This window comes from Sutcliffiella sp. FSL R7-0096 (genome assembly GCF_038595065.1).
Classification (GTDB): Bacteria; Bacillota; Bacilli; order Bacillales; family Bacillaceae_I; genus Sutcliffiella_A.
Map to the genome: position 1 here is coordinate 4,760,134 of NZ_CP152003.1, position 12,910 is coordinate 4,773,043.

The window sequence follows — 12,910 nt, forward strand, 5'->3', positions numbered from 1 at the left end:
GAGACAACAAAGAGCAGCATGGGGCATTCCCTGCTGCTCTTTTATTTGTCTTTTAGTAGTTTTACAACGGCTTCGGATCGTAACTCGAACCCGTCCAGTCCGTCAATTCACAAACTGCCTCCCAAAGCTTCGGGTAAAATTCGAACTTTGCTCCTCTTTCCAATGCCTGGGCAGGAATCCCTTTCAAACTCTTCGTATTCAAGCCGATCATCCTGCGCACAAGCTGGATGTGGTGCTTACGGAACGTCTGGAAGTTTTCATCAAACGCAATCAATTCTTGCATGAGCAAGAATAGCTCATAATTATCTTTCGCGGCCTTGTGCAGCATGAACGGTGTCATTTGCTTATCGTTCAGAAGCTGTTCAAACGGCGCCCATAATGTTGGTCCAAGTCTTAGGATTTCATTGAAGCCTGGTGAATCCTGCCCGCTTCCTCGTCCGAGTGCGAGTCTGATGGTATGGTAATCTCTTGGACTGATCACTTTCACCATATCAAACACTGGCGGTAGATGCTTAAGGTGCATATTCACCCTTTGGAGTTGTTGTGTTGCCTCCAGCACTTCCCCGTGCTGCATATTGGCATCCGCTAAGTGAATGTACTGAATGATCAGCTTGAAATGGAGCTCAGCGATTTGATGTATCATTTGAAACGTGAGTTCGTCCTCACAAGAGAGTTCCCCAGCTCCCTTTTGTAAGCTTAATAGCTCTTCCGTACGAATATACTTTTCATAATCTGTCACTTTTTTCTCTTCCATTTCTTCTCCTCCAAATACCGGATAAATGGAATGTCGCTAGCAACTAATATCTTCTATCTTCCATTCACACGTTTATGTAAACCCTTACATTCATGTTACGCACTCGGACAAATAACTGTCAAGCTACAAATGAGACCCCGTTCAACTTTGAGGCCACTGAAAGAGTAATGAACTTTAATATTTGGTTAACAGCGCTGTTGATTTCCGCAAACGGCTTCGCTTTCCACGGGGCGACCTTGAGCCTCCTCGGGCTACACCCTGCGGGGTCTCAAGATTGTCGCTATCCCCCCGTAGGAGTCTTCGCCTATTGCTCCAATCAACAGCTAGAACTATATTAAAGATAGGTTTTCAGGTTTTACAGTGGCCTCATCAATTTTCCAGCAAGCTTTTATGAATCCAGATTGCCGCCTGTATGCCGTCCCCCATCGCAATTGCTGCTTGTTCGGAGTGAACGGTAATATCACCGGCCGCCCAAACATTCTCCACAGGGGTCTTTTTTGTACGAGGATCTACAAGGATATGTTTATTGTCTTCCAACTCCATTCCCAGCTGCAAGGCAAGTTCTGTGTTTGGCTTGTTTCCTCCTAAAGCTAAAAAGGCATAAGAGAAATCGATCCGTTCTCCGTTAGCAAGCGTTACTCCCTTGAAACAATCGCGTTCCGTATGTATTTCATTGATTTCTTCTGAAAGGATCGTGATGCTTCGTTCGACTAACTTTTCCATTAAGTCCGCATCAATCTCCCCTTTTCCGTGATTAATAAAGGTAAGCGCATTTGTCCAGTATGTCAGGGTCAGCGCCATAGTGGCACCTGCATTACCTGAACCAATCACAAGGGATTGCTTATCAAGAATTTCATATCCATCGCAGTCCGGACAGACGAATACACTTATACCAAGGCACGGTATAAGTCCTGGAAAGTGTGGGATATTGTCTTTGATACCTGTTGCGAGTAAAAGTCTTTTTCCCAGGAATTGCTGGGACGTGGTGGTGGTTGCGCAGAAAAGCCCTTCCGCCTTTCGAACGGCCTCCACGCGTTGGTCCTCAAATTGAACACCCAACTTCTCCGCTTGCATTTTACCTAGACTCCTAAGCTTCTCCCCACTCACCCCATCCGGCCATCCCAAGAGGTTGTGATAACAATGACAGATACTCGACCGCCCTTTTCCATCATCCAATACAAGCACGTTATGTTGATACCTTCCTAGTTGGATGGCTGCCTGCAGTCCGGCAATCCCTCCCCCGATAATGATACAGTCATACATCACAGTAAGCTCTCCATTCTTTCATCATATGCTTTATAGTATTTGAAGTTTTCGGTGTATTATCAAACAAGTTTGGTTTGCAAATTAAAAAAAAATTTAAAGAGCATGTTTCACTTTCTGTCAGCCGGGTATCTTTATTACATAACCAAGGAGGCGATAAAAAATGAAACCCACTTATAAAGAGTTTCAAAATGACGAACAAGTAGTAGGAGCAGTACAAGAGCTAAAAACTAGAGGTGTCCACGAGGATGATATCTTTGTCATCACTCATGATGATGACCGTACAAAACGTGTAGCTGACAACGCTGATGCTAATACTGTTGGCGCCGGTCAAGTTGGTTTGGATACTTACGTGAAAAATATTTTCCGCAGTAAAGGCGATGAGCTGCGCGCTCAGTTCCAAGAGCTAGGATTTACAGCTCCAGAAGCGGAAGTATTAGAAGAAAAACTGGATCACGGCAAAGTGATCTTAGTTGTAAAAGATACAACAGCTAGCACAACGTTTTAATCGATTACTTTAAACTAGTTGACTCCCCCCCTTAAATATATAGAGAAGCGGATGGCCCATGGTCGTCCGCTTCTTCGTTTTTTCTTTTTTCCTTTTTCGTGTTACACTCTATATAAGCAATCTCTTAAAAAGGCGTACAACCAATTAGGAGGGAATTAGATGACAAATGAAACGACCATGATAACCATTCAAAATGAGAAAAAGCAATTACACCTCAAACCTACAAATTTATACATGTATCAAGGGTTTCAAGTCATAGAAGCTTGTCATAAAGAACTCGCAGAATGTTATTATTTATTTTTCTATAAGACATCATACCTCACCGGAAAATCTACATCTAAAATTAAGCGAAAATCCCGATTAAGCACCATTCTACAAAAAGGCATTCATTTCTCACCAGACCATCCACTATTTGCTTATCTACTCCATCATAATCGAATTCACACGTTCCCTGCCCTGACTCCGCTTTGGGAAAAAATCCAAAAAAAATACTCGCCACTTGAAGCTTCCAATATCCTTACCATTTTCGATACTTATATGAAAAAAGATAAAATAACCAGGGTGATGAAAGAGCTCGCCTTGCAATATCGTAGAGAAGGCCAGTTACTGCATACCTACCAACTTCTGCATCTCCTGACAGACATTTATCCAGCCAACAAATGGGCCCAAGAAATGTCCAAAACCCTGCAATACCAGTCCTATCAATCACTCTATAAGGCCCATCCATCCTCCCTGCTCTCCAAGGATCCGCTATATGTGGAGAAGTGCTGCTACCACCATTTAGAACAAAAAGAGTCCATGGCCCTTCTGCTGCAACTACTGCAAAAAGAAGACCGGAAAATGGAACAACTCTGCCTTTATACACACTTACTTATCACCAATTCGAACGATGATCACACCTACTATAAACAGATGATTGCAAGCTTACCGTCCGATTTCACAAATGATGAAAAAGTGAACCTTCTCCGTTATATCATGAGAAACCGCCCCACTCATCATGAATGGTTGTATCGTGATTTGCTCGGTTTATTGATATCATCCAATCAGTATGAAGACCTGTTAATTCTTCTTACGAAAAACAAAGCTCTTATCACCGCAAAAGACCTGCCAGATCTGCAGGAAGCATTGCTGCATGTAAAATGGATAGAGCATTCCGATTGGCTGAGTGAACTCACCTTCCAATTTGATGATGACATAGCACCAAAACAAGTTCAGGCCTTGTTTCAAAGCTTTGTGCCGAACCTACTTGAGTCAAAAGGGTTGGACTATACAGAGCAGTGGATCTCCCCTTATTGCTCAAGATATCCAGGCATACCCATTTTGATGAAAATAAAGAAAATGGCCTCCCTTAAGGACGACCCGGACCAAATGTACGCACTTGGGGAACTTTATTACGAATTTAAACAGCTAGCAGAGGCAGTGGAGTGCTTTAACTGGGAATTGGAGCTGGATCCGACCAATATCCGCTCCATCAAGTGGCTATCTAAGCTTTATCTCGAGATGGGGATGGTAGAGGAATCGAAGTCCTATCAGTATATGTTGAGGGATGGGTCTTAACAAGCCAGTGGATGTAACGCAAGGAGGTAGCAAAAACGCTACCTCCTTTCTTTTTCAGCCTATTCTCTTTATAAAAAGTACTTTCAAGTAGTTCCCTTCTTTAAACTCCTTAATTGTCGCGAAGTCGCTTGGCAAGGAAAACTCCTCTACAATTTTATATTTTACTTTGTTTTCTTTAAAAGCCTGGTCGATGAAACCTTTGAACTTATCCATGCCGAAAGTGGCTGCGTTGGTGGAAGCGACTATCAGGCCATTCTTTTCGGTGATGGCAATGGCATCAGATACTAGGCTTGTGTAGTCCTTTTCCGCCCGGAATGTCACCTTTTTCGAGCGCGCAAAGCTTGGAGGGTCCATGATGACTACGTCAAATTTCAGGTTTTTCTTTTTCGCATATTTGAAGTAGTGGAACACTTCTTCCACTAGAATGGATTGCGTTTTTTCATCTATGTTGTTTACGTTGAATTGCTCGGTCGTTTTTGGAAGGCTACGTTTTGCCAGGTCTACGCTCGTTGTTTTAATCGCGCCACCCAATGCTGCATAGACAGAGAATGCCCCTGTATAGGAGAAGGTATTTAAGACCGTTTTCCCTTTGGCGTATTTATCCCGGATGGTTTTTCTTACTTCCCGTTGATCAAGGAATACCCCGACCATCGCGCCATCGTTTAAATGCACGGCAAAATTAACGCCGTTTTCTTTGATGATAAGGGGTGATGGTGCTCGTTCTCCCCTTACAAAATCATCGCCCTCCACATATTGACCGTCCGAATTGAATCGTTTCTTTTCGTAAATTCCTTTATACTCCATGACTCCTTCAATGGCTTCAAGAATGTCCTTACTGAAGGAATAGATCCCTTTGCTGTACCAGTTGATGACCAGGTACCCGTCAAAGTACTCGATGGTAAAACCACCGATTCCGTCGCCTTCTCCGTTAAAAAGGCGAAATGCAGTCGTGTCTCCTGAATTCATAAGTGCTGAACGTTTGCTTACAGCTTTTTGGAGCGCACGTTTGAAGAAAGGCATGTCCATTTCTTCGTTCGAATCTTTACTGACAATCCATCCGTACCCTTTGTTTTGGTTACCATAGTATCCTTTGCCGAGAAAGTTATTTTGCTCATCTACCAGTTTCACGAGTGTGCCCTCTTCTTTTAACTCATTCCAGTTAATGAGGGATTGCTTGGTGATAAGCGGATACCCACTTTTATATTGTTTGGCGAATATATTTTTCACTTTAAGTGTCAGTTGCTGTCGCATGCTTTCATCCATTCTTTTTGGGTTTTTATTGTGGTTGTATTATAACGTAAATGAGGAAAAAAGCCGAATGTTGGGTTAGAAATTTCCTTCGATGATGGTTAGGGAATTCCGCTTAGGGGGAGAAAGCTTTTTCGCAAACTTCGACGACTGTATCATTTTTGGAAAAAATAAAACGCTTGGATTTGAACAGTCCAAGCGTTTAAACACTTATCCGAAGAGGATGCCCTTTATCATCATGATGACTTCTTAGCCTTCACAAACCGCTCTTTGTCATCGATCCAGCCTTCATAGTCCTTGGTATTTATGCAGACAGTTTTACCGTATTGAGTCGATTCGATCAGAGCCTTCACTTTTCCGCGCTTATTATCCGTGTTATTCAAATCGAGCTCTTTGGATATGTCATCAAAAATGGAAAGGATCAGCTTCTCTTCTGCCTTTGTGGGGTGGACAACGGGTAGGCCGATTCGTTCCACCTCATCCCGATAGAACCGGTAATTATGATGGGTATTGGATTCCAAGAAGTGCTGGATGATCTCTTCAGGCGGACGGTTGCTGTTACTGCCGATTAGAAGAGGCGCATAGGTCCTTATCTGGGAGACGGTTCTTTCGGCATGGCCGATCAGCAAGGGGTGGACCTGGCTATCTATAAGCGCATGCAACGGCTGTGTTGGAAGGCCGGTCGTACTCATGCTCAAATGACCGCTCGCGCTGGACATAAAATAGTTCATATCCCGCCAGCTGATATTCATTCCATTATTAATCCGCTCATTGCGTACAGAAGGATCAAAAGGGCTTAAGCTTGCCTGCCTCGTCATAAGGAGCCTGCTCGCCCCAAGGCTCAGCAATGTCCCTGCACTATGGGCAACAGTAGGGATGATAATCTCAAACTCTTCAAAGTACTGCTTGATCATATTTACTATATTAAAAGACGTGGTTGTATCGCCACCGCCAGTTCTTAGGAAAAGGGATAACCGCTGAGGTTCTTCTATGGCCTCCAAGTGTCTCGCCAATGGTTCCAGAACATCTTCATACATACCGCTTACCATGACAATAATACTGGAATCCCTCAAGCTTTCCAACGATTTGATATATTGTGATCTCATTCATTTTTCCTCCACTTTATAGGCTTGTCCAAAGGCACGGGTTATTATCTGTATATGCAAAAAAATTAGAGTTTAGAACTTGCCCTTCCGTACTAATATCGTCCAAATATTAGAGATATAAAACAAGACAATAAAATATGCCTCCACTTTAATAGAATCACAAAGAGGAGAAATAGATAGTAAGACCTATCTTGCTTTTATGGACTGTAAAATTGTTGAAACTATAAATCTTCTAACTTATAATTATTCAAGTATATTAATAATTATTAATACGGAGGGCGTAATATGAAGAAGGTAATGTTAGTAACAACATTAATATGGATGGTGGCAGTATCAGCGGTTTCCGCGGCCAATGGAGCTTCTTTGGTACATAAGACAGGATCACTTTCCTACAAGCACACACAATACCTGTCTGAAACTATCGGAGCACGTGTAGCTGCTTCAGATGAAGAAGCCCAGGCAAGGGAGTATATAAAAGTTCAATTTGAAAAGATGGGATATGAAACGAATGTCCAGGAATTTTCTTATGTACGCAGAGGAACCTCGTACGATTCTGCCAATGTGGTTGCATTTAAACCAGGTAAAAGCCAGAAAGTATTAGTGGTTGGAGCTCACTACGATTCTGTGGCAGCAGGGAAGGGTTCGGATGATAATGCTTCTGGCGTCGCGGTGATGCTTGAAGCGGCTGAAGTCCTGAAAAAAATACCAACGCCATACAGTATCGTGTTTGTGGCATTTGGAGCGGAGGAAGTAGGACTGCAAGGGTCGAACTATTTTGTCAGTCAAATGAGTGCGAAAGATATTCAAAATACTGTCGGAATGATTAATTTAGACAGCTTGGCAGTAGGGGATTATATGTATGTTCATGGTAGTCCTGGAGAGGAAGGTTTCCTGCGTGATCAAGCCCTTGCGATTGCTGAAAAGAAAAAATTGGACCTTCGCATCAACGAAGGATTAAATCCTGATTACCCTGCTGGTACAACCGGTGATTGGAGTGACCATGCTCCTTTCGATAAAGCGGGAATCCCATTTGCTTATTTCGAATCAACAAATTGGGAGATCGGGGATATGGATGGATATGAGCAGACCGAAGAGTATGGCGGGATATGGCATACCAATAATGACACCTTAGAATTCATCCAACTGGCCTATCCTGGCAGATTGGAAGAGAGATTATCTACTTTTTCTACTGTCTTGATTGATTTGCTGAAATTCACCGATAAGACTAGTACATCTAAATAATTGGTGGAAGTCCATAATTCTCTCCTTTAGGTTGATTGTTGCCTAGAGGGGAGCATTTTTTATGCAAAAGTTTATAAAAAACTGTTATATAAAGTAGAACCCCTAGTAGAAAATATATAAGACCTATTTATTTTACCGTGATTTGTTAGGTAAACGTAATGAATCAGTCACTCTACAGACTTTCCGTCTAATGACCAATTACCTCCTACTACTCCAGCAGAAGGCTTAATCCCGTAAGGAGCCGAATAACCGCCTACAATCTGACCTTCTACAACATAAACGTAGGTAGAAACTTTCCCTTTCGATTTTACACCATCGCAACATTCCCAATTATCTAACGGATGATTATTGACGATGAATTTTTCCACTTCTACTATTTTATTGAAATATGGCTCAGGGTCGTTTCCAGGTAAACTCCAATGGAGATGATACGGGATACTGTCCACTTTATACTTTGTAATTTTATAAGTTTCTAATTGCCCTTCGTAAGTAAGTACATTGTACCCCTGTTGTTCTAGGTATTCTTTTGCAACAGCAGCAGATTCTGATAACTCCTTTTCCTGACAACCAACAAGGACTAAAAATAGTGCAATAAGCATTAAATTTATTTTTATAGTATTCAATTTGTGCCCCCCATTAATAAAGATGGCTAAACAATCCTGCCCAAATCTTAATAGAGGAGCGATTTCACTATTCTACAATCGCTCCTAGATTGCTGAATAGTGGTATTGAACTAACGCCCCCGTTAGTACAATATTTCACAAACTTTTTAAAGTCCCCTATTGCTAAATATTTGAAAAGCCCTTTTAGTTATGATAACTCCCTTGTCAAACCAAGAAATTATTAATTTTCAATGCAATATTACATAATTGATAAAAAAATACCAGATACTTGTTATAGAATATAAAATTAAACTTAAAAAGGAATTGATTATATGGATAATACAAAGGCTGTAAAGTTAACTGCGGGTGAGCTAGCACACTGTTGGGAACAGTTAATGAATTATAGTATGTCAAATGTTGTTTTGGAGTATTTTACCTTAACATCAGAACTAGAAGAAGTTAAAACTCTTTGTAGTGAGGCGGGTTCTATTTCTAAATCTGCTGTACAATTTTTTGAATCTGTTCTACGAAGTGAAAACTATCCAATCCCTAAAGGCTTTAACATTAAAGATGATTTAAACCCAAATGCCCCTAAGATGTATACGGATGTTTTTATACTATTTTATTTAAATAATATGTCTAAAATTGGAATGTCCTTAACAAGTATTGCGCTATCCGATTCAGTAAGGGAGGATATCCGCAATTTTTTCCACGAACAATTAAAAAACGTTTCAAGTTTATTTGAAGGTACAACAACTATTCTATTGGAAAAGGGAGTATTTGTAAGACCTCCTTCAATTACTTCCACTCATGAAACAAACCCAATTGCAGATAAAGGATTTTTGGGGAACTTCTTTAATGATAATAGAGAATTAACGGCAAGAGAAGCAAATGAGCTACACAAAAATGTTTTTATGAATAATATTGGTAAAAACTTATTAATTGGATTTATACAATCTACATCTAATCAGCAATTAATGAGTTTATTGCAACATGGAAAAGAATTATCTTTAAATATTATAGACAAATTAGGTGATATTTTAGTTCAAAATGATTTGCCTATTTCAATGACTTGGGATACGAATGTTTTGGATGGTAAAACATCTCCTTTTTCAGATAAATTAATATCTTATCTATTAGACCAACTTAATCGTGATGGAATCGCCAGTTATGGATATAGTGCAGCAGTAAGTATCCGAAAAGATTTAAAAACTACATATGCAAAGATAATTGCAGATGTATATCAATATGAAGAAAATATAAAAACCTTTATGATAAAAAATGAGTGGATGGAAAAACCTCCTGTTGCACTAAATAGGGATAAGCTTGCTCAAGACTAAAAAAATAAAGCTACCAAGTACGGTAGCTTTTTTGTTTTTCAAAGGAGTATTCCCAAATCTCCTTTAAGAAATGGTGAGTGTACCAGATATATAAAAGCCATTATTCCACTAACCTGCCCTTTAACTGAATATCCATTATTTTCAATAATATCATAAAATTACTTACAAATAAGTTTCTGCGAACAAAAAATAGCAGGTCTAATTCATATGCGAATTAGCCTGCTATTTTTTGTGTTTTTTTATTGTCTCATCCAAAACGGAACCCGTTTTAGGAAGGTGTGATTGGAATTTTAGTAATGGCGTGTAGGGTCAGGCACCTGCATTACTTTGCTGTATTTCATCGTTTGGCTTCTTTTAGGTGACAGACCCTTGCGCCACCTTTTGATAATTCATTAATTTTCGGTTGTTGTAACCAAGGTTGAGAGTTTATCTCTTTTGATCTTTGTTTTTATTTTAGTACGTTGGCAGCATTTCGTTTTCTTCGCATGCTTTGACCATGAATTCGTATTGAAGTAGGCGGACTTCGAATAGTTTCAGTGGGTCGTAGTAGCGTTCTGGGCTTGCTTTCATTTGTTCGAGCTTTTTGTTGGCGTTGTGGATGGCGAGCTCTGTGTCTTCGACTGTTTGGTTCAGTTCTGTGAACGGTGCTTCGTAGAACATGTTTATGTCCGCTTTCAGTGCCTTTTCAAACAGGTCAAATTCAAGGAAGAACTTATCCACGACGGATTGTGCAACATCGGTGAAACGCTCGTTTTCGATATATTTTTTGTATTGGGTGAAGAGCAGCTGGTTACTCTGCTGCAAGGAACCGAACAGGCGACCTGCCCCCTTTAAAAGGTACTGTGTGGTGCTTGGACGGTTCAGGATATTCTCCTTCTCCACTTCCACCCTGCTTAGGATGCGGTTGATATCACGGCGCCAGTCTTCCATGATCTTAAAGTCGCAACTTAGATGCATTTTTTCTTCCTTGTAAAGGCCGTTGAACGTTGCACTCATTTCGTGCAGATATTCCTGGCTATCAATCAGTTCACGGTTGGATGTATCCAGCCATAATTGCAGTTCTTGTCGCAACCTAGGAAGCAGATCAGAATGCATATACGTCCTGATTGTCTCATTCATGCGCTCATTCAACTCATGATGCAACGTTTTAAAGTTGCTATCTTCTTTTACATAACTTGAGCACTCTCTGAGCAAACGAGGGATGGTTTTGGCGGCTTCGCGTTTCATCTCAATCGTCACTGCGCGGTAATTTTCTGTGATGCTATCGATCTTTTCGGATTCCGCATCGTGTAAGTGATTGATGAAACCACTCAATCTACTTAAAATATCCTCATTGAACTCTACGGTACTTGTCAGGTTATTTTCCATTGCGATGCGGCTATCAAGCAATTCTGTCAATGTGGAACGGATCAACTGAAGCAACTTTGTCGTACGGCGTTCTTCCACTGCTTTGGCACGAAGCTTGAAATTGGCTTCCATAAAGCTTGCCAACCCTTGGTGCTGCTTGCTTGCCGAACGAAGAGAAGAATAAGGGAACACTCTAGCATCTGGGAAAAATTCATTGATACGGTGCTTTGCCTCCTCCACAATTTGTGCTGCTTCCGCTTCATGGAAGGCTGTATCCATTTTATTAATGACAAAATGTACAGGTACTTCTGGTGCACGCTCTTTAATTTTCACCAATACCTTCAGTTCGTCTTCGGTAAATGGCGTTTGTGCATCTAAAATGTATAGCAATCCGTCTGCTAACGGAATGTATTTCATGGTTTCATTGTTTTCTATTTGACCCACACTGAATTCCGGCGTGCTAATCAAGGAATATTCCTGATCCTCCAAGAATTGTGAAGGCCATTTCAAATCGATCAAGGAGCCTTGCTGATGCTCACTAATATCCCCTAGTGCGGAAGTGCCGGAAGTAGAAATCTCATTCATTTCCGCAATATCTCCATCAGAAGAAACAAATACTGGAACCGTTTCATCTCCAAGGAGTTTTTCACCTATAAGGGAATTAATGAAGGACGTCTTCCCGTTTTGTACGGTACCTGTGACAACCAGATGCTTTCTGTTCAGATTGCTAAGTTGAGAGAATAACCATTTTTTATGGTGTGCCACTTCCAGGTGGTTGTCTTTCGCCCAGTTAATCAATGTTTTGAACAGTTCGACCGTGTAGCTCAGCTGGATGCTGTCATGCTCGTAATGGAAAATTCTATTTTCTGCATCATCCAGGACATGGGCAGGCAATGCTGTCGGGAATACCTCATTCCAGGACATGACCGCCGCAGATGCAAATAAGGATTTAGATCTATTGGATACTTTAAGCCAGTTTCCTAGTAAATCCGGAACAATTCCCTGAAGCTCTTTGATCAAGTACTTTCCTTCGATGAGGGATAAGTAGGTTCGTTGGTGTAACTCTTCTACTTTCGTCCAAGACACCTCTGAATCCCTTTCTAACGTCATGAATAGGCTGTTTGCTGTCTTTACCCACTCCAAGTAGAGCTGGTGACCTTCATAGCTGTACCACAGGGCCGCGGTGATGCCCTCAAACTTCTGTTGGTTGATCTCCATCAACTGAAGTAGAACCCCCTGGAAGTAATCCGGAGCAAATTCTTTGGTATAACCAATTTCTATATAATTCTTCAGACAATCGTACCATGCTTCTGAGCCAGTTCTCAGTGCCTCGCTGACAGCAAGCTCCACTGCATGTTGGCTGTCATTCTGTTCTTCATAGAATGTCCGTGCCGTCTGCGTGACGTGCGGATAGTCCGGGTTGATGGCAATGGCTTTTTTAATATTTTTATAGGCATGATCTAGCTTGCCTCGTTGGATGTATAGTGTAAATAATTGAAGTGCCACTTCAATTTTTAATGTATTATTATCAGTTGTAATCTTGGAATAGATATCTTCCGCCTCAACCAGCATTCCCAGTTCATAATAGGCATCTGCGATATTCTTTTTTGCCCAAGGCTCCAATTCATTGTGAACATTTTCCCATTTAAAAATGGCAGTCTCATAATCTTTGCTATGGAAATAGACTTCACCCTGTGCATAACGAATAAACGAAAGATCATACACCTCGTTTGTCTGCTCTGCCAAGAATGCTTCCCCTAGCACTTGAACCGGATGTTTCGTCTCTGCATCCATCATGAAAGTTTCAAAATACGTTTTACTGATAAATTTGTTTTCTTGTGTCATTTTACCCTCCACCAATCATTTCACATTATTTTCATAAGGCTCTTTTCTCAAAGATTGTTGTTATTCACTAGTAAAAAGTCGGCAATTGGACTTTTTAC

Annotated in this window: 11 protein-coding genes; 5 read left to right on the forward strand and 6 right to left on the reverse strand. The window is 41.0% G+C overall.

Annotated features, from left to right (window positions below; translation table 11 throughout):
• Positions 1-61: 61 nt before the first annotated feature.
• Positions 62-754 carry a tryptophan 2,3-dioxygenase family protein gene (locus MKY77_RS24275; RefSeq protein ID WP_339148150.1) on the reverse strand — a complete coding sequence of 231 codons (693 nt, stop codon included), beginning with the start codon at positions 752-754 and terminating at the stop codon, positions 62-64.
• A gap of 369 nt (positions 755-1,123) precedes the next feature.
• On the reverse strand, positions 1,124-2,017 hold the full coding sequence (locus MKY77_RS24280; RefSeq protein WP_339149905.1) for an NAD(P)/FAD-dependent oxidoreductase: 894 nt from the start codon (positions 2,015-2,017) through the stop codon (positions 1,124-1,126).
• A 163-nt stretch (positions 2,018-2,180) separates the two neighbouring features.
• Here MKY77_RS24280 and MKY77_RS24285 point away from each other — a divergent pair, with 163 nt between their 5' ends.
• Together MKY77_RS24285 and MKY77_RS24290 are read left to right on the forward strand one after the other, a co-directional pair.
• Complete coding sequence (locus MKY77_RS24285) at positions 2,181-2,525, forward strand: general stress protein (protein ID WP_339148151.1); 345 nt, start codon at positions 2,181-2,183, stop codon at positions 2,523-2,525.
• Between the two features lie 159 nt (positions 2,526-2,684).
• On the forward strand, positions 2,685-4,082 hold the full coding sequence (locus tag MKY77_RS24290; RefSeq protein ID WP_339148152.1) for a hypothetical protein: 1,398 nt from the start codon (positions 2,685-2,687) through the stop codon (positions 4,080-4,082).
• 54 nt (positions 4,083-4,136) lie between these two features.
• Here MKY77_RS24290 and MKY77_RS24295 read toward each other — a convergent pair whose 3' ends face one another.
• Complete coding sequence (locus MKY77_RS24295) at positions 4,137-5,333, reverse strand: class I SAM-dependent rRNA methyltransferase (protein WP_339148153.1); 1,197 nt, start codon at positions 5,331-5,333, stop codon at positions 4,137-4,139.
• Between the two features lie 91 nt (positions 5,334-5,424).
• Between MKY77_RS24295 and MKY77_RS24300 the strand changes: the two genes are divergently transcribed.
• Complete coding sequence (locus tag MKY77_RS24300) at positions 5,425-5,583, forward strand: hypothetical protein (protein ID WP_342515552.1); 159 nt, start codon at positions 5,425-5,427, stop codon at positions 5,581-5,583.
• Here MKY77_RS24300 and MKY77_RS24305 read toward each other — a convergent pair.
• Positions 5,567-6,436: an ATP-dependent Clp protease proteolytic subunit gene (locus MKY77_RS24305; RefSeq protein ID WP_339148154.1), complete on the reverse strand. Its 870-nt coding sequence runs from the start codon at positions 6,434-6,436 to the stop codon at positions 5,567-5,569. The genes MKY77_RS24300 and MKY77_RS24305 overlap by 17 nt on opposite strands.
• Positions 6,437-6,721: 285 nt before the next feature.
• Here MKY77_RS24305 and MKY77_RS24310 point away from each other — a divergent pair, with 285 nt between their 5' ends.
• On the forward strand, positions 6,722-7,678 hold the full coding sequence (locus tag MKY77_RS24310) for a M20/M25/M40 family metallo-hydrolase (protein ID WP_339148155.1): 957 nt from the start codon (positions 6,722-6,724) through the stop codon (positions 7,676-7,678).
• Between the two features lie 167 nt (positions 7,679-7,845).
• On the opposite strand, the gene MKY77_RS24315 is transcribed toward MKY77_RS24310, so the two are convergent.
• Complete coding sequence (locus tag MKY77_RS24315; RefSeq protein WP_342515553.1) at positions 7,846-8,277, reverse strand: hypothetical protein; 432 nt, start codon at positions 8,275-8,277, stop codon at positions 7,846-7,848.
• Positions 8,278-8,612: 335 nt separating this feature from the next.
• On the opposite strand from MKY77_RS24315, the gene MKY77_RS24320 reads away from it, so the two are divergent.
• Entirely contained in the window at positions 8,613-9,620 is a 1,008-nt protein-coding gene (locus tag MKY77_RS24320; protein WP_339148157.1) for a DUF3231 family protein, read from the forward strand.
• Between the two features lie 453 nt (positions 9,621-10,073).
• Here the strand turns inward: MKY77_RS24320 and MKY77_RS24325 are convergent, their stop codons facing one another.
• A complete protein-coding gene (locus MKY77_RS24325; RefSeq protein WP_339148158.1) occupies positions 10,074-12,812 on the reverse strand; it encodes a GTP-binding protein in 2,739 nt (912 codons plus the stop codon).
• Positions 12,813-12,910 lie beyond the last annotated feature (98 nt).